At 68.2% G+C, this 25,511-nt stretch carries 24 protein-coding genes; 16 read left to right on the top strand and 8 right to left on the bottom strand.

Translation table 11 applies throughout. The features are described 5' to 3' along the window. Positions 1 to 50: 50 nt before the first annotated feature. Positions 51 to 209, top strand: coding sequence for a hypothetical protein (locus tag K8O92_14095; protein UAK34856.1), 159 nt, complete (start codon positions 51 to 53; stop codon positions 207 to 209). Next, the gene (locus K8O92_14100) at positions 206 to 643 is read left to right on the top strand and encodes a hypothetical protein (GenBank protein UAK34857.1); all 438 of its coding nucleotides are present in this window, start codon (positions 206 to 208) and stop codon (positions 641 to 643) included. Before K8O92_14095 ends, K8O92_14100 begins: the two co-directional genes overlap by 4 nt. 44 nt (positions 644 to 687) lie before the next feature. Here the strand turns inward: K8O92_14100 and K8O92_14105 are convergent, their stop codons facing one another. Together K8O92_14105 and K8O92_14110 are read right to left on the bottom strand one after the other, a co-directional pair. Next, positions 688 to 2,214 carry a PH domain-containing protein gene (locus tag K8O92_14105; protein UAK35692.1) on the bottom strand — a complete coding sequence of 509 codons (1,527 nt, stop codon included), beginning with the start codon at positions 2,212 to 2,214 and terminating at the stop codon, positions 688 to 690. A gap of 83 nt (positions 2,215 to 2,297) precedes the next feature. After that, the gene (locus K8O92_14110; GenBank protein UAK34858.1) at positions 2,298 to 2,795 is read right to left on the bottom strand and encodes a PH domain-containing protein; all 498 of its coding nucleotides are present in this window, start codon (positions 2,793 to 2,795) and stop codon (positions 2,298 to 2,300) included. A gap of 456 nt (positions 2,796 to 3,251) precedes the next feature. Between K8O92_14110 and K8O92_14115 the strand changes: the two genes are divergently transcribed. The 4 genes from K8O92_14115 to pruA all read left to right on the top strand — a co-directional run bounded on the left by K8O92_14115 (position 3,252) and on the right by pruA (position 9,432). After that, complete coding sequence (locus K8O92_14115; GenBank protein ID UAK34859.1) at positions 3,252 to 5,867, top strand: bifunctional FO biosynthesis protein CofGH; 2,616 nt, start codon at positions 3,252 to 3,254, stop codon at positions 5,865 to 5,867. 348 nt (positions 5,868 to 6,215) lie between these two features. Beyond that, the gene (locus K8O92_14120; GenBank protein ID UAK34860.1) at positions 6,216 to 6,539 is read left to right on the top strand and encodes a ferredoxin family protein; all 324 of its coding nucleotides are present in this window, start codon (positions 6,216 to 6,218) and stop codon (positions 6,537 to 6,539) included. Positions 6,540 to 6,547: 8 nt separating this feature from the next. Next, positions 6,548 to 7,657 carry a succinyldiaminopimelate transaminase gene (gene dapC / locus K8O92_14125; GenBank protein ID UAK35693.1) on the top strand — a complete coding sequence of 370 codons (1,110 nt, stop codon included), beginning with the start codon at positions 6,548 to 6,550 and terminating at the stop codon, positions 7,655 to 7,657. A 137-nt stretch (positions 7,658 to 7,794) separates the two neighbouring features. Further along, positions 7,795 to 9,432, top strand: coding sequence for an L-glutamate gamma-semialdehyde dehydrogenase (pruA, locus tag K8O92_14130; GenBank protein ID UAK34861.1), 1,638 nt, complete (start codon positions 7,795 to 7,797; stop codon positions 9,430 to 9,432). A gap of 11 nt (positions 9,433 to 9,443) precedes the next feature. On the opposite strand, the gene K8O92_14135 is transcribed toward pruA, so the two are convergent. Then, complete coding sequence (locus K8O92_14135; GenBank protein UAK35694.1) at positions 9,444 to 10,307, bottom strand: oxygenase MpaB family protein; 864 nt, start codon at positions 10,305 to 10,307, stop codon at positions 9,444 to 9,446. 167 nt (positions 10,308 to 10,474) lie between these two features. Between K8O92_14135 and K8O92_14140 the strand changes: the two genes are divergently transcribed. Further along, the gene (locus K8O92_14140) at positions 10,475 to 11,107 is read left to right on the top strand and encodes a TetR/AcrR family transcriptional regulator (GenBank protein ID UAK34862.1); all 633 of its coding nucleotides are present in this window, start codon (positions 10,475 to 10,477) and stop codon (positions 11,105 to 11,107) included. 5 nt (positions 11,108 to 11,112) lie between these two features. Here the strand turns inward: K8O92_14140 and K8O92_14145 are convergent, their stop codons facing one another. Together K8O92_14145 and K8O92_14150 are read right to left on the bottom strand one after the other, a co-directional pair. Continuing rightward, positions 11,113 to 11,829 carry a class A beta-lactamase-related serine hydrolase gene (locus K8O92_14145; protein ID UAK34863.1) on the bottom strand — a complete coding sequence of 239 codons (717 nt, stop codon included), beginning with the start codon at positions 11,827 to 11,829 and terminating at the stop codon, positions 11,113 to 11,115. Between the two features lie 183 nt (positions 11,830 to 12,012). Next, complete coding sequence (locus K8O92_14150) at positions 12,013 to 12,864, bottom strand: oxygenase MpaB family protein (GenBank protein ID UAK35695.1); 852 nt, start codon at positions 12,862 to 12,864, stop codon at positions 12,013 to 12,015. 136 nt (positions 12,865 to 13,000) lie between these two features. Between K8O92_14150 and K8O92_14155 the strand changes: the two genes are divergently transcribed. The 4 genes from K8O92_14155 to K8O92_14170 all read left to right on the top strand — a co-directional run bounded on the left by K8O92_14155 (position 13,001) and on the right by K8O92_14170 (position 16,441). Further along, positions 13,001 to 14,419 carry an acyl-CoA synthetase gene (locus tag K8O92_14155; protein ID UAK34864.1) on the top strand — a complete coding sequence of 473 codons (1,419 nt, stop codon included), beginning with the start codon at positions 13,001 to 13,003 and terminating at the stop codon, positions 14,417 to 14,419. Between the two features lie 33 nt (positions 14,420 to 14,452). Continuing rightward, a complete protein-coding gene (locus K8O92_14160; protein UAK34865.1) occupies positions 14,453 to 14,842 on the top strand; it encodes a PPOX class F420-dependent oxidoreductase in 390 nt (129 codons plus the stop codon). Positions 14,843 to 14,992: 150 nt separating this feature from the next. Continuing rightward, a complete protein-coding gene (locus K8O92_14165) occupies positions 14,993 to 15,307 on the top strand; it encodes an antibiotic biosynthesis monooxygenase (GenBank protein UAK34866.1) in 315 nt (104 codons plus the stop codon). 417 nt (positions 15,308 to 15,724) lie between these two features. Further along, entirely contained in the window at positions 15,725 to 16,441 is a 717-nt protein-coding gene (locus tag K8O92_14170; protein UAK34867.1) for a helix-turn-helix transcriptional regulator, read from the top strand. Positions 16,442 to 16,739: 298 nt separating this feature from the next. Here the strand turns inward: K8O92_14170 and K8O92_14175 are convergent, their stop codons facing one another. After that, positions 16,740 to 17,138, bottom strand: coding sequence for a GNAT family N-acetyltransferase (locus K8O92_14175; GenBank protein ID UAK34868.1), 399 nt, complete (start codon positions 17,136 to 17,138; stop codon positions 16,740 to 16,742). Between the two features lie 53 nt (positions 17,139 to 17,191). Then, complete coding sequence (locus tag K8O92_14180) at positions 17,192 to 18,388, bottom strand: IS110 family transposase (GenBank protein UAK34869.1); 1,197 nt, start codon at positions 18,386 to 18,388, stop codon at positions 17,192 to 17,194. Positions 18,389 to 19,164: 776 nt separating this feature from the next. On the opposite strand from K8O92_14180, the gene K8O92_14185 reads away from it, so the two are divergent. Then, positions 19,165 to 19,695, top strand: coding sequence for a CYTH domain-containing protein (locus K8O92_14185; protein ID UAK34870.1), 531 nt, complete (start codon positions 19,165 to 19,167; stop codon positions 19,693 to 19,695). A 233-nt stretch (positions 19,696 to 19,928) separates the two neighbouring features. Here K8O92_14185 and dapD read toward each other — a convergent pair whose 3' ends face one another. Next, a complete protein-coding gene (gene dapD / locus K8O92_14190; GenBank protein ID UAK34871.1) occupies positions 19,929 to 20,876 on the bottom strand; it encodes a 2,3,4,5-tetrahydropyridine-2,6-dicarboxylate N-succinyltransferase in 948 nt (315 codons plus the stop codon). Positions 20,877 to 20,971: 95 nt separating this feature from the next. Here dapD and dapE point away from each other — a divergent pair, with 95 nt between their 5' ends. The 4 genes from dapE to K8O92_14210 all read left to right on the top strand — a co-directional run bounded on the left by dapE (position 20,972) and on the right by K8O92_14210 (position 25,348). Then, on the top strand, positions 20,972 to 22,075 hold the full coding sequence (gene dapE / locus K8O92_14195) for a succinyl-diaminopimelate desuccinylase (protein ID UAK34872.1): 1,104 nt from the start codon (positions 20,972 to 20,974) through the stop codon (positions 22,073 to 22,075). Between the two features lie 126 nt (positions 22,076 to 22,201). After that, positions 22,202 to 23,011 carry a TIGR00730 family Rossman fold protein gene (locus K8O92_14200; protein ID UAK34873.1) on the top strand — a complete coding sequence of 270 codons (810 nt, stop codon included), beginning with the start codon at positions 22,202 to 22,204 and terminating at the stop codon, positions 23,009 to 23,011. Further along, positions 23,005 to 23,577 (top strand): TIGR00730 family Rossman fold protein, encoded by a 573-nt coding sequence (locus K8O92_14205; GenBank protein ID UAK34874.1) that lies wholly within the window; start codon positions 23,005 to 23,007, stop codon positions 23,575 to 23,577. Before K8O92_14200 ends, K8O92_14205 begins: the two co-directional genes overlap by 7 nt. Position 23,578: 1 nt before the next feature. After that, positions 23,579 to 25,348 (top strand): long-chain-acyl-CoA synthetase, encoded by a 1,770-nt coding sequence (locus tag K8O92_14210; GenBank protein ID UAK34875.1) that lies wholly within the window; start codon positions 23,579 to 23,581, stop codon positions 25,346 to 25,348. Positions 25,349 to 25,511: the final 163 nt, after the last annotated feature.

Consider the following 25,511-nt stretch of genomic DNA (forward strand, 5'->3'; position numbering starts at 1 on the left):
GACCGGAGAACCGATCGTGCGGCTGGGAGCGCCGGAATAGACTCGGCAGTATGTACAACTGGGAGCTCCAGAACGCGATCGCGGCGTTCGTCGACAGCATGAAGCCGCACGCGCAGCAGCAGCACGACCTGTATATGACGGTGCTGTACGCGTTCGCGGATATGCAGAGTCACCTGTTGACCCTCCTCGGTTACCCGCCCGTGCCGTGACGACGAAGGTCGACGACCAGGCAGGCGATCGCGCTCCCGCGGCATCCGCGGCTCGCTTCCCGTTCGGTGCCTTTCTGGGCTCGGTGATCATCGTGTTGCTCATCCTGGATGCCCTGATCACCTTGGCGCTCGAGGTCTTGTATCTGCCGACTTACCTGGGTTCTCTCGCTTTTCCGGTCTCCGTCGTCGTGGCCGGGGTGGTGAACGTGCTGCTCGTCGCGGGTGTGGGATCGGTGAGCTCGCGCCCGGCGGTCCTGGGGCTCCCGCTCGTCGCGTGGGTGTTCGGCTTCCTGGTCTGCGCGAGCACCGGGCCGGGCGGTGACATCCTGCTCGGCAGTGACTGGCGGACGGCGCTGCTGCTGTTCAGCGGGCTGCTCCCGGCGCTGGCGTATATCTACATCTCGGCGAACGCGCGCGTCGCCGTTCGTCGCTGAGCGTGAATCGGACCGCCAGGGTCGTGACCACGGCGTCGAGGGCGTCAGCGCGCGCCGAGCACCCCGGGGGTGACGGCTTCGACGAGATCCCATGCCGCGTCGGCGGGGAGATCGACCACCGCGTAGCGCTTCTTGCCCGCCGCGGTCGCCGCGACCACCGTGGCGACTCCGGCGCGGCGCTGGAAGACGGTCTGGCGCACCGTCCAGCCGATGACGCCGGGCGCCTCCAGACAGTCGCGGTCCCGGTCGAGTGATCCGGCCTGGGTGATCAGCCGAGTCGGGCTGGTAGCCGTGCGGGGGAGCACCGCGTGACCGAGGCCGCGGTAGCGGTCTTCGGCGAGCGCGAGCGCGATCGGCAGCGCCAGACCCGGCACCAGCCACCACCACGGCGAAAAACGCTCGCCCGCGAGCAGCACGTAAGCCATCACCGCGGCGACGAGGACGACCGGCGCGAGCGCGCGGGTATGCCTGCGCCGCCGCGCGGACGGACCATGGGTGAGCAATGGCGTGCTGCCGGGTGCGAGGACAGCGTCCGCGCCGGTGGGCACCGCGCCTGACCGGACGGCGATGTCGTCGTCGCTCACCTCGCCGGGGGCGAGCAGATGGCCGAGAGTGTGCTCGACAGCGCGCCGCGGGGCTTGCGGGAGGATCTTCTGCCTCGGTTTCTCCCCGGTCATGATCGCTTCTAGTTCGGCGCCGCCCGCCAGGCGTAGCAGCAGCGGTTCCTTGACCGTCGCTCCGCGCAGCCGCGCCCGATCGAGGGTGATCTGGCGGGTGGTGAACAGGCCGTGGCGCAGGTGGAGGGTCTTGCCGTCGTCGCGGACGCGCAGCCCGAAATAGGTGGTCAGATAGTGTGCGCACGCGGCGGCGCTGACCACCAGCACGATGGCGCACAGCAGCGCGGCCCCGGCGAGCACGAGGACGAGCGCGCCGCCGTCCTCCACGTCGTGCACCGCGTCCGACCGGAATACGACCTCGCCGAGCCCGTATTGCAATGCGAGACCGACGATCGGAGCGATGATCGCGAACCCGGTCAGCGACAGCGGAGCGTAGCGCACCCACGCGGGACTCCAGTGCCCGATCTCGCGCGCCCGGGTTCGCGTTGTAGCGAATCCACCGGACGTGTTCTGCTGCAACGTCTTTTGAAGCTCGGGCACATCCGCGCGGTCCGCCGTATGGGCGAGCAGCGCGGCGCGCAACGGCGGTACGACCCGGGCGTTCAAGGCGTCGAGCTTGAACCGTTCACCCGAATCCGCTTGCTGGCCGGTCCCGATCGCCAGCACCGCCAGCCCGAGAACCCGGTGCAGCAGGTCCGCTTCGATGTCCACCGAGCGGATCCGCGATCGCGGCACCGAGAGTCTCTTGCGTTCCAGCAGCCCGGTACGCAACTCGACGTGCGTGGGCCCGACCCGGTACGTCGTGGTGAACCAGCGGGTCAGCGCGAACCCGACGATCAGTACGACCGGGATGACGCTCCACACATGGTTGCCGCTGCTGGTGCCGAGGATCACCGAACCGACGAGCACCGGGATGAACTTCACCACCTCGGTGATCGGATGGACCAGCAGCATCCGCTTGTCGAGCCGCTGCCACGGCTGCTCGGCCTGCGCGGCGCCCGGCTCGCGCGTGCCATCGCCCGCCGCCGGCTCGCCGCTCACGTCGCGTCTCCGCGATGCTGGGCGGCGATCCGGGTCAACCGCGTCACGGTTTCCTCGGCGACCGGCAGATCGAGCGCGCCGATCTGGACCGCGCCCGCGGAGGACGCGGTGGTCACGGTGACGGTCGCCAGGCCGAGCAGGCGCTCGAGCGGTCCGCGCTCGGTGTCGACGGTCTGCACCCGCGAGATCGGCGCGACCCGGCTCTCCTGGGTGAGCCAGCCGACCCGGGTGTAGACCGCCTCGTCGGTGACCTCCCAGCGGTGCACAGCGTAGCGCCACCAGGGCGCCACGCCGATGTTCACCGCCGCAGGCACGAGCGCGACCAGGAAGAACCCGAGCTGCCAACCGCGGTGCCCGGAGTCGAGCGCCACCCAGACCAGCAGCGCCGCGAACGGGATCGCCCAGGCCAGCGCGGCCTGCGCAGTCCACAGGAGCCGGGCCTTCGGACTGGGACGCCAGGCCGGATCGGCCATGATCGTGCGCGGCTGCGACATGCAGCCATGTTTGCACGACGACGTGGCCGCTGTCGCAGGTAATCGTCAGCGGCTCACGTGGATCTCCCGCGACTCCGACGGCGGGTACGAGGCGCCCGACCAGCCATGGGCAGGAATGCAATTCGCCTTGGTCGCAATGGTTTCGGGCTGGTCGAGACTCCCTGGCGCATGCGACGGCACGATCACAGGAGGTATCACACCCCACGGGATCGCAGAACGCACGTCCACCCGAACGAGGACGGTCGACTCGGCGGTGCTCACCGAGGCCGGTGCCGATGGCCGAGCGCGGGCACCGCGCCGTGCCCTGGAATAGGCCCGGGCATCCCGCAGTTGTCAACGCTCAACGGCGCCCGTGTCCATCGCGAGCGCCGTGTGAGCGGAGTGTTCGCCCGCGCGGCTGGTCCGCTTCGCCTCACTGTGGAGCACTGGAGGGAGACAGTTCCGGATGTGTAGCGCATGATCGAGGGCGTGACCGACCTACCGAACCCGAGCGTTCCGTCCGCGCCGCCCAGTCCATCGGCCATGCGCCGGGCGCTGCGCAGGGCCCGCGACGGTGTCACGTTGAACGTGGACGAGGCCGCGGTGCTGCTGCACGCGACGGGTGACGATCTCGCCGACCTCTGTCGCAGCGCCGCCCGGGTGCGCGACGCCGGCCTGGCGTCCGCGGGCCGTCCGAAGACGATCAGTTATTCCCGCAACGTCTTCATCCCGCTGACGCGGCTGTGCCGGGACAAATGCCACTACTGCACCTTCGTCACGGTGCCGGGCAAACTGCGCGCCGAGGGCAAGGGAATGTTCCTCGAACCCGACGAGGTGCTCGACATCGCGCGGCGCGGCGCGGCGCTCGGCTGCAAGGAGGCGCTGTTCACGCTGGGTGACCGGCCCGAGGATCGCTGGCCGGAGGCCGCGCAGTGGCTGGACGAGCGCGGCTACGACTCCACGCTGGACTACCTGCGCGCCGTATCGATCATGGTGCTGGAGGAGACCGGTCTGCTGCCGCACCTGAACCCGGGCGTGATGTCGTGGGAGGAGATCGCGCGGCTCAAGCCGGTGGCGCAGTCCATGGGCATGATGCTGGAGACCACCGCGACCCGGTTGTTCACCGAGAAGGGCAACTGCCACTACGGCAGCCCGGACAAGGACCCCGCGGTGCGGCTGCGCGCCATCACCGACGCGGGCAGGCTCTCGGTGCCCTACACCACCGGCATCCTGGTCGGCATCGGTGAGACGATGGCGGAGCGGGCCGAGTCGATTATGGCGATTCGCAAGCAGCACAAGGCTTTCGGACACATCCAGGAAGTCATCATCCAGAACTTCCGCGCCAAGGACGACACCGCCATGCGGGACGTGCCGGACGCGGGCCTGGAGGAATTCCTCGCCACCATCGCCGTCACCCGCGTCCTGCTCGGACCGGACGTGCCGGTGCAGGCGCCGCCGAACCTGGTCTCGCACGCCGAGTGCCGCGCGCTGATCGAGGCGGGCATCGACGACTGGGGCGGCGTCTCCCCGGTGACGCCCGATCACGTGAACCCGGAACGGCCGTGGCCGAATCTGGACACGCTGCGGGAGATCACCGAGGCGGCGGGCTATCAGCTGGTCGAGCGGACCTCCGCGCACCCGAAGTACGTGCGCGCGGGCAACCCGTGGGTCGATCCGCGGATCGGCGCGCACGTCGCGGCGCTCACCGACCCGGCCACCGGGCTGGCGAAGTCGGGCGCTGTGCCGGTCGGCCTGCCCTGGCAGGAACCGGACGAGTCCTGGGAGTCGGCCGGGCGCGTGGACCTCAACACCGCCATCGACACCGAGGGCCGCAACACAGAGCACCGCAGTGACGCGGCGCTCGGGCAGGAGGTCGTCGGCGCCTTCGGCGACTGGGACACCATCCGCGAACAGGCCCGCGATCTCGCCGTCACGACGCCGCAGCGGCTGGACGGCGACGTGCTGGCCGCGTTGCGCTCCGCCGAACGCGATCCGGCCGGGCTCAGCGACGCCGAGTACCTCGCGCTGGCCACCGCCGACGGCGTCGAGCTGGACGCGGTCGCCGCGCTGGCCGATCAGTTGCGCCGCGACACCGTCGGCGACGATGTCACCTACGTGGTCAACCGGAACATCAACTTCACCAACATCTGCTACACCGGGTGCCGGTTCTGCGCGTTCGCCCAGCGCAAGGGCGACGCGGACGCGTTCACGCTCAGCACCGACGAGGTCGCCGACCGAGCCTGGGAGGCGCACGTCGACGGCGCGACCGAGGTGTGCATGCAGGGCGGCATCGACCCCGACCTGCCGGTTACCGGCTACGCGGACCTGGTGCGGGCGGTCAAACAGCGGGTGCCCTCGATGCACGTGCACGCGTTCAGCCCGATGGAGATCGTCAACGGCGCCTCACGCGGCGGCCAGAGCGTCCGGGACTGGCTGGTCGCGCTGAAGGAGGCCGGCCTGGACACCATTCCCGGCACCGCCGCGGAGATCCTGGACGACGAGGTGCGCTGGGTGCTCACCAAGGGCAAACTGCCCACCTCGGCGTGGATCGACGTGATCACCACCGCGCATCAGGTGGGCCTCCGCTCCAGCTCGACGATGATGTACGGCCACGTGGACAACCCCGAGCACTGGGTCGGGCATCTGCGGGTGCTGCGCGGAATCCAGGACGAGACCGGCGGCTTCACCGAATTCGTGCTGTTGCCGTTCGTGCACCAGAGCGCGCCGCTGTACCTGGCGGGCGCGGCTCGGCCGGGGCCGACCAACCGGGACAACCGCGCCGCGCACGCGCTGGCCAGGATCATGCTGCACGGCCGCATCCACAACATCCAGACCAGCTGGGTCAAGCTCGGCACCACCGGCACCCGGGTGATGCTCAACAGCGGCGCCAACGATCTCGGCGGTACGCTGATGGAGGAGACCATCTCCCGGATGGCCGGCTCGCAGCACGGCTCGGCTAAGACCGTCGCCGAACTGGTCGAGATCGCCGCCGGTATCGGGCGACCGGCGCGGGAGCGGACGACGACCTACGGCGTCCCGCAGCACAAGAGCCCGTCCGCCTCTCCGGGTCTCCAGGCAGTCCTGGTCAGGTGACGTTCAGGTCTGGGTGCCGCCCGAGTCACCGATATGTCGGCGGGCCACCCCAGGACCGGTACCGGCGACGACGATAGTTTCCGGCCCGCGGTGCGATCGGGTTTCCGGTCCTCCGCGGGCATCGGGTGACCGGCGCAATGACGGGCCGGCTCTCGCCACGCTCCGGGACGACCTCGTACAACGTGGCGACCACCGCGTACGCCAGGTGGCGGAGTGGAAATCGGCCGTCGCGGCGGCGTGCGCGATACCGGAAGTTAGGGCAGGCTGACCAGTAGTAACGTGGGGTGCCGGGATAGGGTTTCGCCGGGCGGACTATCCCGCAGGCGAGGACAGACTAGGAGAGCGGCAGTGCCGTACATCATCGCTGAACCGTGCGTTGACGTGAAGGACAAGGCATGCATCGAGGAATGCCCCGTGGACTGCATCTACGAGGGTGGTCGCATGCTGTACATCCATCCCGACGAATGCGTGGACTGTGGTGCATGTGAGCCGGTGTGCCCGGTGGAGGCGATCTTCTACGAAGACGACACCCCGGACCAGTGGGGCGGATACGTGAACGCCAACGTCGACTTCTTCGACGAGCTGGGCTCGCCCGGCGGCGCCACCAAGGTCGGCAAGGTCGACTACGACCCGCCGTTCATCAAGGAACTGCCCCCGATGGCGAGTGAGTGAGCCCTGACGTGTCACCGCGTGGCCGGGTCAGCAGTCTGCTGCCCGATTTTCCCTGGGACACCATCGCCTCGGTGAAGGCGCGAGCGGCCGCTCACCCCGGCGGAATAGTCGACCTGTCCGTCGGCACTCCGGTCGACCCGGTCGACCCGCTGATCCGGACGGCGCTGAACTCCGTCGCCGCGGTCCCCGGATACCCGACCACGCATGGCACCCCCGAGCTCCGCGCGGCCGCGGTCGACGCGCTGAAGCGGCGCTACGGGATCACCGGACTCGAACCCGCGGCCGTGCTGCCCGCGATCGGCACCAAGGAGCTGATCGCGGGCTTGCCGCGGCTGCTCGGCCTCGGCTCGGGCGACCTGGTCGTCATCCCCGAGGTCGCCTATCCCACTTACGAGGTCGGCGCACTTCTGGCGGGCGCGCAGGTGCTGCGCGCCGACGGATTGACCCGCCTCGGCCCGCAGAATCCCGCGCTGATCTACGTGAACTCGCCCTCCAACCCGACCGGCCGGGTACTCGGCGTCGATCATCTGCGCAAGGTGGTCGCCTTCGCACGGGAGCGCGGCGCGATCGTCGCCTCCGACGAGTGCTACCTGGGATTGACGTGGGAGGGTCGCGCTGTCTCCTTGCTCGACCCGGAGGTGTGCGAAGGCGACCACACCAACCTGCTGGCCGTGCATTCGCTGTCCAAGACCTCCAACCTGGCCAGCTACCGTGCCGGTTTCGTGGCGGGTGACCCGGAGCTGATCGCCGAGCTGCTCGAGGTGCGCAAGCACGCGGGCATGATGGTGCCGTTCCCGATCCAGGCCGCGATGACGGCCGCCCTCAGCGACGACGCGCACGAGGCGCGCCAGCGTGAGCGGTACCGGGCCCGGCGCGAAGTGTTGCGAAACGCGCTGGAGCGAGCCGGTTTCCGGATCGATCACTCCGAGGCGGGCCTGTATCTGTGGTCGACGCGCGGCGAGCCGTGCCGGACCACTTTGGACTGGCTGGCCGACCGCGGCGTCCTCGCCGCTCCCGGCGACTTCTACGGTCCCGGCGCGAGCGAGCACGTACGGATCGCGCTGACCGCGACGGACGAGCGGATCGCTGCGGCGGCCGAGCGGCTGGCCGCGGGCTGACCCCCGGGAACGTTTCGCACGAGCGCGGCACCTCGAATAGGGCGGGCCGACGGCACCGGCGACGGGCTGCTCGATTCCACGGCCATCCGGGTGTGTCGGCGTCCGCGCGCGCCCGGCCCGGAGGGCTAGCCTGAGGTATGGACGCTGTCACGGTTGTCCCCACGCCCCGCAACGAACCGGTGCGCACCTACGCGCCCGGAAGTCCCGAACGGGAGCTACTGCTCGGCAGACTTGCCGAGCTGTCCGCCGAGCCCGTCGACGTGCCGCTGGTGATCGGCGGCAAACATCGTCCCGGCATCGGTGCGCGGCACGACATCGTCGCACCGCATCGGCATCGCCAGGTGCTGGGGACCTACACCGACATCACACATTCGGAAGCGCACGGCGCCATCGACGCCGCGATCGCGGCCGCACCGGGTTGGCGGGCCATGCCGTTCGAGGAACGCGCCGCGGTGCTGTTGCGCGCCGCCGACCTGCTGGCCGGTCCGTGGCGGGAGACGGTCGCGGCGGCCACCATGCTCGGGCAGTCGAAGTCGGTCCAGCAGGCGGAGATCGACGCGCCGTGCGAACTGGTCGACTTCTGGCGGTTCAACGTCGCCTTCGCCCGGGAGATCCTGGAGCAACAGCCCCAGTCCAGCGCGGGGGTGTGGAACCGGATGGACTACCGGCCGCTGGAAGGGTTCGTCTACGCCATCACGCCGTTCAACTTCACCGCGATCGCCGGGAATCTGCCGACCGCGCCCGCGCTGATGGGCAACACGGTGGTGTGGAAGCCGTCGCCGACGCAGACGTTGTCGGCGTTCCACACCATGCGGCTGCTCGAGGCGGCGGGCTTGCCGCCCGGCGTGATCAATCTGGTCACCGGCGATGGAGTGCAGCTGTCGGAGGTGGCGCTGGCCGATCCGCGGCTGGCCGGTATCCATTTCACCGGTTCCACCAAGACCTTCCAGTACCTGTGGCAGCAGGTCGGCGCGAATATCGCGCGTTATCACGGCTATCCGCGCCTGGTCGGTGAAACGGGCGGCAAGGACTTCATCGTCGCGCACTCCTCGGCCGATCCGGACGCGCTGCGCACCGCCCTGATTCGCGGGGCCTACGAGTATCAGGGCCAGAAGTGTTCGGCGGCTTCGCGCGCCTACATCGCGCGGTCGGTCTGGCGCGCGATGGGAGATGAGTTCCTGCACGAGACCGGGGAGCTCAGCTACGGCGACGTCGCGGATCTGTCGAATTTCGGTGGCGCGCTCATCGATCGGCGCGCGTTCGACAAGAACGTGGCGGCTATCCGGCGCGCGGTGGACGCGGGCGTCACCATCCCGGTCGGTGGCGCCTACGACGACAGCGAAGGCTGGTTTGTGCGGCCGACCGTGTTGCTGGTGGACAACCCGCACGACGAATCGTTCGCCACCGAATACTTCGGGCCGATCCTGTCGGTGTACGTCTACGACGACGCCGAGCCCGGCGCCTACAGCGCGATTCTCGCCGAAGTCGAGTCGGCGGCGCCCTATGCGCTGACCGGCGCGGTGTTCGCGCAGGACCGGTACGCGGTCGAACAAGCCGACGCCGCACTGCGGTTCGCGGCCGGCAACTTCTACGTCAACGACAAGCCCACCGGCGCGGTGGTCGGTCAGCAGCCCTTCGGCGGGGCGCGCGCCTCCGGCACCGACGACAAGGCCGGTTCACCGTTGAACCTGCTGCGCTGGGTCGCGCCGCGGACGATCAAGGAGACCTTCGTACCGCCCGTGGACCACCGCTACCCGCACATGCGGGGTGAGTAGGGTAGGTAGCTCTACACCAGCGGCTTTCCCCGCCGCAACCGCCTGCGCAGATCGAACAGGTAGGCGTTGAGCGGGAACATCCGTGCCGATCGGGGCAGTCGCCGATGCACCGCCCCGATCGTCCGCAGCAGCCGGTCTACGCGGCGCTGGTCGCGGTCGGTCCAGGTCATGCCCATCTCCTCGCGCAGGTGCTGCGGGAGCAGGCCGGTGACGATGAACCGCTGCAGCCCGGCGAAGGCGACCCGCACAGGTCGCGGCATCATCTTCAGGTCGATCAGACCGTTGAAGTAGTCCCGCAACTCCGGCTCGATGCCGCGCTGCTTCAAGTTCTCGTTCCAGTACCGCTGGAATTCCGCGCGATTCGCCGGCCACATCTCCGGCCGCATCTGCAAGGTGGTGCCCAGCCGCGCGGCGTAGCTGTAGAAGGCGTCCGCGGTGGCGGCGTCCATCGGGCCGTGCATCCGGGTGTAGAGATCATCGATGCCCCAGTAGAGGCAGGCGGCGACCCACAGCTGCAGGTTCGGGTCGAAGGCGTTGTACTTCACCGGGCTCGCCGGGGTGGAGCGCACCGAACGGTGCGATCCGTTGACCGCCTCGCGGTATGCGTCGCGTTCGGCATCCGATCCGAGCAGCGCGACGGCGATATAGGTCAGCGTGGTGCGTAACCGTTTGATCGGGTGCAGGGTGACCTTGCCGCTGTCGACGGTGCTTTCCAGGACACCGCGCCCGACCGGGCGCAGGCTCAGCTGCATGATGACGTTGGCGGCGCCGCCGAGGAATGCGGCGATGCCGTCGACGTACTCGCCGACCGTCTCCGGTGTGAGAGGCCGGCTCGGGTCCGGCTCGTGCTCGGCGGTGCGCAGCGGGGCGGTCATCATCGACCTCGTCTTTCGTTTCCGCCCGATCCAGAGAATCAAGCGATGAGAAGATTATTCATCAACTTTCTCATCGACTCGAAGAGCTGTCAATCAGCGTGAGGGTCTGTGACGATATGCAATGCTGAAAGCGTCATCGTTTCGCTGTCGCGGATAGGGGTTGAAGCATGGCCAGGCTGACCAGACTGCTGCCGCTCGTGCGCAGCGCCGCCCCGGAGGATCGCAACCAGACGCGGGTCCTGGACGCGGCGCTGCTGGCGTTCCTGGACTTCGGTATCAAGCGCACCAGCATGGTCGAGGTCGCGCGGCGCGGCGGATTGTCCCTGGCCACCCTCTATCGCCGCTTCGCGAGCAAGACCGATCTGATCAAGGCCGTCGGGCTGCGGCAGACCCGCGAGTTCATCGAGGAGGTCGACGCCGCGCTCCAGCGCCAGGTCGACCGGGACGCGAGCGCCGAGGAGCAGATCATCGAACTGTTCGCGGCGTTCATCAACGGACTGCGCGGCAATCAGCTGATCCACCGGCTGCTGGCCACCGAACCCGAGCTCGTGCTGCCCTATCTCACCACGCAGGGTGCCCCGGTTATCGAGCTCGGCCGTGATTACCTCGCCGAGTTCATCACCCGCTTGCAGCGCGAAGGCAAGCTGCCGCAATACGATCCGGAGCCCTTGGCCGAGATGATCGCCCGCACCGCGCTCTCACTGGCGCTGACCCCGCAGACCGTCATCCCGCTCGGCGACGACGCGTCGATCCGGCAGTTCGCGCGCGACCACGTGGTGGTGTCGTTCCGGGTGCCTTAGCGGGCTCAGCGCTGCCGCGGGGCTCCGGTGATCATCGCCGTGAGGGCGGCCATCACGTCGGCGGTCTGCTCGGCCGCGGTGCCACGGGTGTGCGCGGTCACCGCGAAACCGGGACCGTAGGACGCCGAGGCGACTTCCGGCTCGCCGAAGTCCGACCAACCCCATTTGGTGCCGAGTACGAACGGCAAGCGGGCGGTGCCCCAATCCTGCTCGGTGCCGTCGAGCGCGGTCGAACCCGCGGCGGCCATCCATTCGAAGATCGGCGATCCGGGGTCGGTGCGCAGTTTGGCGGCGAGGAAGTCGGAGACGTCAGCGACGCTGGTCGCCCCCGCGCCCCAGTTGGGGCCGGGGACCGTCGCGGTGAGGCCGTATTCGGCGGCGATGGCGGCGACGGCCTGGGGGTACTTGGCCTCCATCGTGGTCGCCGCGCCGTCATCGGAATAGCGGATCATTTGCTCGGCTAGGACGCGGTCCTCGGGCGAGCCGTCGCCGTGGCGCAGGGCGTAGTCGGCCATGAAAAGCTTGGCCAGTGACAGGCTCGAGCGTGACTCGTGTTCGTTCGCCGTGCCCCAGCCGGGGCCGAGCACCGTCCGAATGGAGATCGCGGTGCGGGGCGGCACTGCGGCCACTTCGCTTTCGCCGTTCTCGGCACAGGCGACCGGCGCGGAGAGTGCGAGGAACGCTCCGGCGAGCAGCGCGGTCGCCATCATTCGAAAGCCCATCTTCTCCTCCTGGCTCGCTGCGGCACGGCATCGGACCGTCGATCGGGACAGCGCCGCGTACGCACGATGGGGCGTACGTGATTCGGTTGCCCTGCGATTGCTCGAATGAAACGGGTCCGTTGCGCTCGTTCCCGTCCGCCGCGGCCGCTCGAGTCGGATTCGACAACGCGCGGAGTCGGCCTCTCACACGAGACGCAGGCCGAGACGACGCCGGACGCGCATATCCAGCAGGTAGGCGTTCAGCGGGAACGCGCGGATCGGTCGCGGGAGGCGGGACTGCGTGGCCCCGACGGCGCGCAGGATGTGGCCGAGCACGCGCTCGTCGAGGTCGGTCCAGGTCATGCCCATCTCGTCGCGCAGGTGCTGCGGCAGCAGGCCGGTCACGAAGAAGCGATGCAGCCGCCCGAACGCCAACTGTGCCGGTCGCGGCAGCATGCGCAGCTCGATGAGGTCGTCGAAATAGGCGCGGACCGCCGGGTCGATGCTGGTCTTGGCGAGATTCGCGGCCCAGTACGCGTCGAAGGCGCGCCGGTCGACGGGCCACATCGCTTCGGGCATCTGGAGGGTGGTGCCCAGCCGGGCGCCCAGGCGGTAGAAGGCGTCGGCGGTCGCCTCGTCCATCGGGCCGTGCATGCGCTCGTACAGATCCAGGGCTCCCCAGTGCAGGCAGGCCGCGACCCACAGTTGCAGCGTGGGATCGAAGGCGTTGTAGTGCATCGGGCTGGAGGCCGTCGAGTGGACTTGGCGATGCGCTACGTTGACCGCCTCGCGGTAGGCCGCGCGTTCCTCGTCGGTGCCGAGCATCGCCACGGACAGGTAGGTCAGCGTGGTGCGCAGCCGTTTGATCGGATGCAACATCACATTCCCGCTGTCGACCCTGCTCTCCAGGACGCCATAGCCGACCGGTGGAGTACTCAACTGCATGATGACGTTCGCGACGCCGCCGAAGAGGCCGGCTATGCCGTCGAGATATTGCCCGACGTCGAAGGAGTCCGGCGAGTCGTGGCGATGCGGTGCGCGAAGTGGCTTGGTCATCATCGACCTCGCAGTACTGAGAAGGCTGTGCAACAACTTTCTCACCGCGTCAGCAGGAGTGTCAACCATCACATCGACGGCTCGTCGGCGCGGGACACCGCGAGGCCGCCCGAGCCCGGCGAAGTAGCGTGGTCGAATGCCGTTCGGTCCGCCGCTGCTGCTCAGTTCCCTCAACCCGCTCGCCGTCGCAGGCGGAGCGGACATCCCCGACGCCGTCAGCATCGACGGCACCACCCTGTCTCGCAGCGACCTGCTGGGCGCGGCCACTTCGGTGGCCGAACGCGTCGCGCGCGCGGAGCGGGTGGCGGTGCTGGCCGAGCCGACCGTCCAGACCGTGCTCGCGGTGGTGGGCTGCCTCATCGCGGGCGTCACGGTGGTGCCGGTGCCCCCGGACTCCGGGACCGCGGAACGGGCGCACATCCTGGCCGACTCGGGCGCGCAGGCATGGCTGGGTACGGCGCCGGAGGACGCCGACCTGCCCGTGGTGCCGGTGCGGCGGCACGCGAGGTCATGGCACACCTACCCCGAACCGGACCCGGCCACGACGGCTTTCGTGCTCTACACCTCCGGAACTACCGGCCTGCCCAAGGGCGTGGTGCTCAGTCGGGGCGCGATCGCCGCAGGCCTGGACGCCCTCGCCGAGGCATGGGCATGGACCGCCGGGGACACTCTGGTGCACGGGCTTCCACTGTTCCACGTGCACGGACTGATCCTCGGCGTGCTCGGCCCGCTGCGCGTGGGCAGTCCGCTCGTCCACACCGGCAAGCCGACGCCGCAGGCCTACGCGGCCGCGAAGGGTTCGCTGTACTTCGGCGTGCCGACCGTGTGGTCGCGAGTGGTCGACGACCCCGACTCGGCGAGGCAATTGGCCGACGCGCGGCTTCTGGTCTCCGGCAGCGCGCCGCTGCCCGTACCGGTGTTCGAACGACTGCGCGAGCTGACCGGGCACGCGCCGGTCGAGCGCTACGGCATGAGCGAAACCATGATCACGCTGTCCACCCGGGCCGACGGCGAGCGCAGGCCCGGCTGGGTCGGCACGCCGGTACGCGGCGTGCGCACCCGGATCCGGGACGAGTCCGGCGCCCCCGTCCCGCACGACGGCGAGAGCATCGGCGGCCTCGAGGTCAGCGGGCCCATGCTCTTCGACGGCTACCTGAACCGCCCGGAGGCGACCGCGCAGAGCTGGACCGAGGACGGCTGGTTCCGGACCGGTGACGTCGCCGCCATCGCCGCCGACGGCTTCCACCGCATCGTCGGCCGGGAATCGGTGGACCTGATCAAGTCCGGTGGCTACCGGGTCGGGGCGGGGGAGGTCGAGACGGTGCTGCTCGGTCACCCCGCCGTCGCGGAGGTCGCCGTGGTCGGCCTGCCCGACGACGACCTGGGCCAGCGCATCACCGCCTTCGTCGTGCTGCGCGGCAACGCGTCCGAACGCGAACTGATCGACCACGTGGCCGGAGAACTCTCGGTGCACAAGCGCCCGCGCGAGATCCGGATGGTCGACGCACTGCCGCGCAATGCCATGGGCAAGGTGCAGAAGAAGAAGCTGGGTTGACCTCGAGTCAGGTAGAGGTTTTACGGTCGGCGCATGACCGCGACCTTGACACCCGAACAGATCGACTACCTGCACACCCAGCGGCTGGGCCGTCTGGCCACCGTCCGGCCCGACGGCACCCCCCAGAACAACCCGGTCGGCTTTCGCTACAACCCCGAGCTGGGCACCATCGACATCGCGGGCTGGAACATGGGCGCCTCATGGAAATTCCGTAACCTCGCCACCAACGACCGCGTCGCCTTCGTGGTCGACGACGTCGCCTCGGTCCAACCCTGGCGCGTCCGCTGCTTGGAGATCCGCGGCTCCGCCGAAGCGCTCACCGACGTCGAGCCCTACATCTCCGGCGTCTCCCGCGAAATGATCCGCATCCATCCCCAACGGGTCATCGCCTTCGGTTTGACCGACCAGACCGATACGCCTTGATCGTCCTCAGCGATTCGCGGCCGCCTGCACCTGTTCGCCGTCGAATTGCTCGGTTGTACCAGCGGGCGGCGAGCCGACGCGACGCCGGTGTTGGAGCGTGCGGCTGCCACCGCCCTGTACGGTGACCGTATACCGGTGCCGAGGAGGGCTATGTTCGCGCTCGTGGTGAGGTTCGACCTGCAGGATGGCGAGAAGGCTGCCGAGTTCGACCAGTTGGTAGCCGAGACCGTTGGGGCGGTCACTCAATTCGAACCTAGAACGCTGGTGTATGCCACGCATTCCGTCGAGGGAGAGCCCTTGGCGCGGGTGTTCTACGAGGTGTACCGCGACCGCGAGGCATTCCGGGAGCACGAGCGGCAGCCACACACCCGGCACTTCCTGAGCCAGCGGGAGAAGTACGTCGCCTCCTCTCGCGTGGAGTTCCTGTCGCCCGTCGGCGCGAAGGGCTTGCCCGCCCCGAGATGACCGGCTGTCCCGTCATCCCCTGGCCGCGCCGTCGGGCCACACCACATCCACCGGCACACCTGCATCGAGGGCCAGTTCCACCACGGACCCCGTCCCGCTTCGCTCCCTGAAGTCGGCTCCGGTCCTCCCAAGAGGACCAGAGTCTTTTCCTCTTCGAAGGTCCTAGCGCCGTTCAGTACTCACGTGCGGTGTCCGGTCTCATGCGGCCCGCCTCGATCAGTGTTTGCCGTGCTGCTGCCTTGCGCGGGCAGTCCTGTATGCGGCACCCCCTGTGGCGCTGCATGATGGCGTGGGCTTCGGCCACGCTCAGGCGGTGGTCGGGAGCTTCGTGCGGCCAACCTCGTGGCCAGAGCCCGGTCCCGAACCCCTGCTTCCTGATCGCGCTTCAGTGGTGAGCACCCGCTGCCGGGGATACCGATGGAGGTCGGATCAACCCGGCGGCGGGGCTACCAGAAGCGTCCTGCGACTACGGGATTCGCGCTGGCGTTGCACTGTGGCCAAGGTGTTGCCGAATGGTTCGGCAGCGTCGCAACGCTGCTCAGGGGCGTGATGAGAGGGGGCTGGATGCAGAATTGGGAAGCGTTCGGAGCCGAACTGCGGCGGCGGCGATCGCAGGCGGGTCTGTCGGTCAGAGAGCTGGCGCGCAGCCTCAGTTACGACCCTGGTGCGTTGTCGCGTCTGGAAAATGGCCGCCGCAAACCTCCGCTGGATATTGTTCGGAAGCTTGATCGGGTTCTCGAATCCGACGGAGCGCTCGCGATCATCTATGAAAGTCTGATCGCCCCGGTAGACGCCGATGAGCAGTCAACCCTGTTGCATTCGCGTGAGTCGTCTGCCATGGCGGAACGGCGCTACATCGATCGCGGGCTGGCTGCGGAACTTGGAAGGCTGCTGTCGGAAACCACGGTTGGAGGATCGGATCGGGTCCGAACTCGTTCTGCCGCTGGCAGTACGTCGAACACGGGTCGCGTCAGCGCTCGCCGCCGAGGCCCGGAAGTCGGACCGTGCCGCCATGGTCGACGTAGCCGCTGGATGGCAGCAATTCACAGGTTGGCTCCATGCGAATCTCGGACATCATGCTGCCGCGGTCCAGCATTATCGCGTCGCGCTCGAACTGGCCACCGAGAGCGGTAACCGAGACATGATCGCCACTGCGCTGTCCATGCGAGGTCATGTCGCATGGACGGCAGGTGAGGTCGGTCCGATGATCGGCCTATCTCGAGCCGCGCAGCGTGATGGCGATGCACTGAGTTCTACTGTCCTTGCGCTGGCACTCCAGCAGGAGGGCCGTGGACACGCGATCGAAGGTGATCTCAGTGCGATGGAAGCCAAACTGGATGAGGCGGCGGAGTTGATAGTGCGGGGGGGTGTCCCTATGGTGTTGGTCAAGCTGGATCGGTCGTGGTTGGTTGCGCCGTCGTGGCGTTCGGTGTCAGTTCAGTCGTAGTAGGCCGGCGTCGGTGGTTCGGAACCCGCAGGTGTCGCGATAGAAGCTGTTGAGGTGTGGTTCGTAGTCGACGTGGAGCCACTCGATACCGAGTTCGCGAAGGTCGCTGAGAAGAGCCGCGACCAGGCTGGTTCCGATGCGCTGATACTGGAAGTCGGGGGCGACCATCGTGTCGAGGAGGAACGCATGCCGACCCCCGTCCCAGACTGCGTGCACGAACCCGACAAGCTGATCGCCGACGAACGCACCGACCCACGATCTGCTGTGCCGTTCCAGGCGTGCCTTCCAAGGGCTCGGCACGTGGTCACCGCCGAATGCGTCGGTGTGCAGCCGCGAGAGCACCTCATCGTCGACAGCGAAACGGATGCGGAGATCCGCGATCATGCGGCGTCCTCTCAGCACGGGTCGTCATGACGTGATGTCACGTGATCGTGGCATCACGTCGATGCTGGGACCAGCGGATTTCGGTAGGGCTGTTTTGTTTTGAGCATGGCGTAGAGGACATCGCAGCGGCGTCGGGCCAGGCAGATGAGGGCGGCGTTGTGTTTCTTGCCCTCGCCGCGCTTCCGGTCGTAGTAGGTGCGGCTTGCCGGGTCGTGCAGGGCGGCGAAGGCGGACAGGAACAGGGCGCGTTTGAGTTTGTGGTTGCCTGATCGAGCTGGTGATTCGCCGCGGATGGAGCTGCCGGATCGGTGAGTGACGGGGGCGATTCCTGCGTAGGAGGCGAGGTGGCCGGCCGAAGCGAAGGCCGAGCCGTCGCCAACCTCGAGCAGGATGCGGGCGCCGGTCCTGACTCCGACGCCCGGCATCGAGGTCAGGACCTTGGAAAGAGGGTGGTCATCGAGCATCCTCTCGATGTCAGCGGCGATGCTTTGTCGTTGCAGCAGGACCGTTTTGAGCGAGTCGGCGAGTTTCGGCAGCACGACCTCGGCGGCCTTCGCGCCGGGAACGGTGACGGTCTGTGCGGGCAGGGCGGCCAGGACCTCCTCGACCAGGCGTGCACCCATGCGCGGGGCGTACTTGGTGGCGATCGTGGTGAGTTTGCGTTTGCCCGCAGCTCGGATCCCTGCCGGGCCGCCGCACCGAGACAAGATCTCCAGAACCGCAGGATGTGAGATTCGAGGCCCCAACACGCGTTCGAGCCCGGGGTGGATGCTGGTCAGCAGGCCACGGATGCGGTTGCTGGTGCGAGTGGCTTCTTCCGCCAGGTCGTCGTCGAAGCCGACCAGGACGCCGAGTTCGGTGAGTGTTTCGTCGCCGGTGTCGACCCGGCGCAGCGTGTGCGGCATGGTGCGGGCGGCGTCGGCGATGATGTGCGCGTCACGGGCATCGGTCTTCGCCTGGCCCGGATAGAGGTCGGCGATGCGGCGCATCGACAGGCCGGGCAGGTAGGCCACGTCGTGGCCGCAGGCGCGGGCGACGGTGACCGGTAGTGCGCCGATGGTGTTGGGCTGGTCGACCACGATCAGCAGCGGGCCGTGGGCGGCGAGCTGGTCGAATAACGCTCGTAGCCGTGACTCGTCGTTCGGCAACGCCTTGTCGAACAACCGCTTGCCAGTCACATCGAGACCGACAGCGTGGTGTTCGCCTTTTCCCACATCAACGCCGCAGAACACGGCATATGCCTGTGCCACTTCGTGAGTTCCTCGTCGCGTCGAAACCGGAACGGTCGCCCGATCTGGCGTCAACGCCCGGCACCCACGTTACGAAGAGACCTGCTCTCGGCCCTGTCCCCATCAGCGGTCCGTCGACGCCACCAGCACCCGGCGACACCACCCCCCGGATCATGAGAAAGACAGGGGGAAGAAGTCATACCGGGACTGGCGACCGTGGGCCCGATCTCGGGACCCACGAAAAAGGTAACGGGGGGACCCGAGTCGACCGGATTCTCAGTACTTCTACTCCGACTCGTTCATCGAAATGCAGCGTGGCTTGGCCTATCGCCTGGCTCGGCAGTGGGACAAGGCCGTCGTGTCGCTCGATCGTGGATCGGCGGGCTTCGATCCCGAGATCCTGGGATCCGAATGGGCTACTTGGTACGTCACAGAATCGGCCTGCGCATTGGCGGGTATCGGTGAACCCGAAGCCGCATGCCAGCGAGCATCGGAGGCATTGCGGGTCGCGGTAGCGACGCCAGGATCCAGATCGACCGGATTCATTCGCTGCCTCCATCGCGAGATGACTACGAAATGGATGACGAACGAAGCTGTTGGCGCCCTGGGCCAGGAACTGCGTTCGACCCGTGCTGTATAGAGCCAGAATGTCGATGTCGTGGCTACGAGGGCGATAGGTGGTCGTCGGCGGGCGCTCACAGACAGGCTTCCGTCGCGTCCCGGGCTGTACACCAGCCGTTGGCGAAAACCGAAACCCGATGCCAGGCGAGTTCGTCACAACTTGAAAGGAGCAAGTAGTGCCAATCGAGCACGAAGCCAAGATCCTCGATATCAACCCCGGCACCATCGAACAGCACATCGTGGACAAGGGCGGGCGACGGCTCGGTGAGCGGTTCATGCGCCGCTACGTCTATGACATCACGCCGGGTGATGCGTCGAAATGGATCAGGCTGCGTGACAATGGAAATGGGACCACGCTCGCCGTCAAGCAGATCACCAGCGACGCCATCGACGGCACTCACGAAGTGGAAGTGAGCGTCGACGACTTCACCGCCACCAACGCGCTGCTCGAGATGCTGGGGTTCACCGCGAAGTCCTACCAGGAGAACAAGCGGATCAGCTTCGCGCTCGACGGCGCACAGCTCGAGGTCGACACCTGGCCAGGGATTCCGCCGTACCTGGAGATCGAAGCCGCGACCAAGGACGAAGTGATCCGGATCGCCGAACTGCTCGGCTACGCCGAAGCCGACCTCACCGGCGAGAACACGATCAAGATCTACGCACGGCACGGCATCGACCTCGACGCCGTCCGCGAACTACGGTTCTGAGCGTGTGCGATCTTGTCGCCAGTGGCGGCAGACGCACGTAGAGGATGGGCGCTGGGTCGCGCCGAGCATGATCATCGGTTCACTCGTCCGAGTGCCACGCGCGGAGCGTGCAACGGATCGCCCCCGATCCCCGCCCAGCGATCTCCGGACTGGCCGGGCGGCCTAGGGCAGCGAGGCCGGTTTCACGCCGGTCTCGAGCCCTTGCCGATATCGGTCCTTGTGCCAGTGGAGAATCAGTCGTTGGCGTGCAGGTCGGCGTTGAGTTCGATGCCGGTGCCTTTACGCGGGACGACCTCGACCGCGCCGGTGGCGGAGTTGCGGCGGAACAGGAGGTTGTCGCGACCGGCCAGCTCGGCGGCCTTGACCAGGGTGCCGTCCGGGGTGGTGACCTTGGTGCCCGCGGTCAGGTAGAGGCCCGCCTCGACCACGCAGTCGTTGCCGAGCGGGATGCCAAGGCCGGAGTTCGCGCCGAGCAGGGATCGCTCGCCGATGGAGATAACCGTGGTGCCGCCGCCGGACAGCGTGCCCATGGTGGACGCGCCGCCGCCGATGTCGGAGCCGTCGCCGACCACGACGCCCGCGGAGATACGGCCCTCGATCATGGACGCGCCGAGCGTGCCCGCGTTGAAGTTCACGAACCCCTCGTGCATGACGGTGGTGCCGGAGGCCAGGTGCGCGCCGAGACGGACCCGGTCGGCGTCGCCGATGCGGACGCCGGAGGGCAGCACGTAGTCGACCATGCGCGGGAACTTGTCCACGCTGTACACGGTGACCGGGCCGCGGGCGCGCAGCTTGGCGCGGGTGGCCTCGAAGCCCTCCACCGCGGCGGGGCCGTGGTTGGTCCACACCACGTTGGTGAGCAGGCCGAACTGGCCGTCCAGGCTCACTTCGTGCGGCTTGACCAGGCGGTGCGAGAGCAGGTGCAGCCGCAGGTAGACCTCGTGCGCGTCGACCGGGGCGGCGGAGAGGTCGGCGATCGTGGTGTGCACCGCGATCACGTCGACCCCGCGCGCGTCGTCGAAGCCGAGCAGCGCCGCGTACTCGGCGGGCGCCTCGTCCAGGCGCTTGGTGCCGGTCTCGGCGAACTCACCCAGCTGCGGGTTCGGGTACCACGTGTCCAGCACGGTCCCGTCCGCGGTGACATTGGCGATACCGATTGCTGCTGCTCCCTGGATGCTCACGGCCTAGAGGTTACCGACCCGCACGAGGCGGTGGTTCGCCTGCTACTTCCCACGCCACAGCCGCACGGCCGCTCGGCGGCCGTAGGGTGAAGCGCGTGACCATCGACCTGCATGCCGACCCGATCACACTGACCGCCGCGCTCGTCGACATTCCGAGCGTTTCGCGGAACGAGGCCGCCATCACCGACGTGGTGGAGCGGGCGCTGCGGGAGCAGACGACGGGATGGGAGATCCTCCGGCACGGGAACGTGGTGCTGGCGCGCACCCACCGCGGGTTGCCGACCCGGGTGATCCTGGCCGGGCATCTGGACACCGTGCCGATCGCCGACAACGTGCCCGGCCGGTTCGACGTGAACCCGGCGGGTGAGCCGGTCCTCTACGGCTGCGGCTCGGTGGACATGAAATCCGGCGACGCGGTCTTCCTGCACCTGGCCGCGACCGTCGCCGACCCCGTGCACGACCTGACCTTGATCTTCTACGACGGTGAGGAGATCGCCGCCGAGTTCAACGGGCTCGGCCACATCGAGCGCGATCTGCCCGACTGGCTCAGCGGCGACCTCGCCGTGCTCGGCGAACCGTCCGGCGGCTGGATAGAGGCCGGTTGCCAGGGCACCCTGCGCGTTCGGCTGAGCACCTCGGGTGTGCGCGCGCACTCGGCGCGAGCATGGCTGGGTGACAACGCGATCCACCGGTTGGCTCCGATACTGCAGCGGCTCGCCGACTATCGCGCACGGGATGTGGACATCGACGGATGCGTGTATCGCGAAGGCTTGTCCGCGGTCCGGGTTACGGGCGGCGTGGCGGGCAACGTCGTGCCCGACGCCGCCGAGGTGGACGTCAACTTCCGCTTCGCGCCCGATCGCACCGTCGACCAAGCCGTCGAGCACGTACGCGAGGTCTTCGCGGGACTCGAGCTCTCCTTCGAGGTGACCGACTCGGCTCCGGGCGCACTGCCGGGCCTGACCGCCCCTGCGGCGAAGGACCTCATCGCCTCGGTGCAGCGCCACGGTGGCGGCGGTGTGCGCGCGAAGTATGGCTGGACGGATGTTTCGCGCTTCGCGGCCCGCGGCATTCCGGCCGTCAACTTCGGACCCGGCGACCCCAACCTCGCGCACAAGCGCGACGAGCACGTTCCCGTCGCTCAGATCACCGCCGTCACCGCCATGCTGAGGGGCTATCTGACCGGCACGCCGGCCTGAACGAGACTCCGGCGCCGGACTCCGAGATTGCGACCGCGTCTCGCCCTCCCTGCCCCCGGCTGAACGTCGGACGTCTTCTCCCGTCCAGCCCGTGAGCGGCCCTTGCCGGGCGGTAGCGTGGAACGCATGTCCACCGACGCCGCGGACCGTGAGGTCGCCAACAAACCGAAGTCGACCCCGAAGTTCCGCGGACCGATCATGTTCCGCCGCGATCGTGCCGACGAGATGGGCAACTCCGACCGGAATCTGCTGGACAAGCGCGGCGATACGGACTGGGTGCACACCGACCCCTGGCGCGTGCTGCGCATCCAAGCCGAGTTCGTGGAAGGGTTCGGCGCTCTCGCCGAGGTGCCGCGGGCGGTGACGGTCTTCGGTTCGGCGCGTACGTCCGCCGACCATCCGGAGTACCAGGCGGGCATGGCGATCGGCGCCGCGCTGGCAAGGGCGGGCTTCGCCGTGATCACCGGCGGCGGGCCGGGCGCGATGGAAGCGGCCAACCGGGGCGCCTGCGAGGCGGGCGGTTACTCCATCGGCCTCGGCATCGAGCTGCCGTTCGAGCAGAGCCTCAACGAGTGGGTCGATCTGGGTATCAACTTCCGGTACTTCTTCGTCCGCAAGACGATGTTCGTGAAGTACTCCCAGGCGTTCATCTGCCTGCCAGGGGGTTTCGGCACCCTCGACGAGTTGTTCGAGGCGCTGACGCTGGTGCAGACCCGCAAGATCACCCGGTTCCCGATCATCCTCTTCGGCACCAGGTACTGGGCCGGGCTGGTCGATTGGTTGCGCGATTCGCTGGGCGGTTCCGGCAAGATCTCCCCGGGTGACCTCGACCTGTTGCACGTGACCGACAGCGTCGAGGAACTCGTGCACATCATCCAGGCCGCCGCGGAAGCAGGCGGCGCCGAGGACGCGATCGGGACGGAGGATCAATGGTGAGCGAGCGGCCTTTCGCCGTCTGTGTCTACTGCTCGGCGAGCACGACCGACCAGGACTACCTTTCGCTGGCCGCCCGGGTGGGCACCGAGATAGCCCGCCGCGGTTGGCAATTGGTGTCCGGCGGCGGGCACGTCTCGATGATGGGCGCGGTCGCCACCGCTGCGCGCGCCGGCGGTGCGAACACCATCGGCGTGATCCCGAAGCACCTGGTGCACCGCGAGGTCGCCGATGTCGACGCCGACGAACTGGTGGTCACCGACACCATGCGCCAGCGCAAGCAGGTGATGGAGGACCGCGCCGACGCCTTCCTCACCCTGCCCGGCGGCATCGGCACGCTGGAAGAGTTCTTCGAAACCTGGACCGGCGGCTATCTGGGACAGCATGAGAAGCCGGTTGTTGTGCTGGATCCCAATGGTTTCTTTCGCGGGTTGTTCTCCTGGCTGGATGAGTTGTACGAGCGGAAGTTCGTGCCCCAGACAGCCTTGTCCCGGATTACCGTGGTGACCGATCTTCCGTCCGCCTTCGCGGCACTGGAAGCGCCGAGTACCCGTGCTGAGGAGAGCTGAAGTGAGCAACGACGCCCGCTCGACGGTGAGTCTGGTCGATCTCGCCCGGAATCTTCCCGCGATGGCCCTGGACACGCCCGGCATGCTGCGCAACGCGCTGGGCATGCTGACGACGCCGGATTCCAAGGCCTCGGTGGGGCTGTACTTCCAGCGCAACGCCCACCGTCATCCGGATCGGCTGTTCCTGCGGTTCGAGGGCGCGAGCTACACCTACGGCGAGGCCAACGCGCAGGTGAATCGGTATGCGAGCGTGCTGGCGGCGCGGGGGGTGCGGCGCGGCGACGTGGTCGGCGTGCTGATGACCAACCGGCCGGAGACGCTGTTCGTCGTGCTGGCCACGGTCAAACTCGGGGCCACCGTGGGTCTGCTCAACCATCACCAGCGCGATCGAGTGCTGGCGCACAGCTTCGGACTGCTCGACAGCGTGCTGAACGTGGTGGGCGCGGAGTGCGCCGAGGCGATCGACTCGTTGTCCGAGCCACCCGCCGACATCCTCGCGGCCGACGATCTCGAGCAGGAGGCCCGCGCCGCCGCCGACATCGACCCGCCGAGCTGCGCCGAGGTCACCGCGCGGGAGCGGGCGTTCCTCATCTTCACCTCCGGCACCACCGGACTGCCGAAGGCCAGCGTGATGACCCACCTGCGCTGGACCAAGAGCATGGCCGGACTGGGCGGCCTCGGAATCCGCCTGCGCGGCGACGACACGCTGTACTGCTGCCTGCCGCTCTACCACAACAACGCGCTCACCGTCGCGTTGTCCGCGGTGCTGGCCTCCCGCGGCACGTTGGCCCTCGGCCGGGGTTTCTCCGCGTCCCGGTTCTGGGACGAGGTCATTCGCGAACAGGCGACGGCGTTCATCTACATCGGCGAGCTGTGCCGCTACCTGGTCAACCAGCCGCCCAAGCCGACCGACCGGCAGCACCTGGTCCGGCTCGCGGTCGGCAACGGGCTGCGCCCCGAACTGTGGGACGAGTTCAAGTCCCGGTTCGGCGTCAAGCGGATCGTGGAGTTCTACGGCGCGAGCGAGGCGAACATCGCGTTCGTCAACGCGTTCGGGGTGGACCGCACGGCCGGTTTCGGTCCGCTGCCCTATGCCGTCGTGGAGTACGAGGACGAGACCGGAAAGGCGAAGCGCGACACGAACGGACGGTTGCGCAAGGTCCGTACCGGAGAGGTCGGGCTGCTGCTGGCCAAGGTGACCGATCGCTCCCCGTTCGACGGTTACACCGACAAGGACGCCACCGAGGCCAAACTGGTGCGTGACGCCTTCCAACCCGGCGACGTCTGGTTCGACACCGGCGACCTGGTCCGCGATCAGGGCTGGCATCACATCGCGTTCGTGGACCGGCTCGGTGACACCTTCCGCTGGAAGGGCGAGAACGTGGCGACCACCGAGGTGGAGGGCGGGCTGAGCAAGGCGGAGCCGATCGCCCAAGCGGTGGTCTACGGCGTGGACATCCCCGGCGCCGACGGCAAGGCGGGCATGGCCGCGGTGACACTGCATCCCGGCGCGGAATTCGACGGGGCGGCGGTGGCGAAGCTGGCTTACGAGCAGTTGCCCGGGTACGCCGTGCCGCTGTTCGTCCGCATCGTCCACGAGCTGGAGCAGACCTCCACGTTCAAAAGCCGCAAGGTCGAATTGCGCAAGCAGGGTTATGCCCCGGATTCGGACAGCACGCTGTACGTACTCGCCGGTCGCACCGAGGGCTACGTCCCGGCTTACGACGACTACGCCGCTGAGGTCGCAGCAGGTCGCGCACCCAAGGGCTGACCGTCATCCGCCGACGTGCCTGGTGGTGGTCGCTGTCCACCGCCGCAAGACTGCGCGCCGGTCCGGCGGCGCTCGACTGGTACGGTTCGAGAATCCGGAGATGCGGAGGGACCGACTGGTTTCGCAAGCACATGGGTAACTCGTCGGGTACGCCCGAAACCGT

Source organism: Nocardia asteroides (assembly GCA_019930625.1).
In the GTDB taxonomy this organism is placed as follows: Bacteria; Actinomycetota; Actinomycetes; order Mycobacteriales; family Mycobacteriaceae; genus Nocardia; species Nocardia sputi.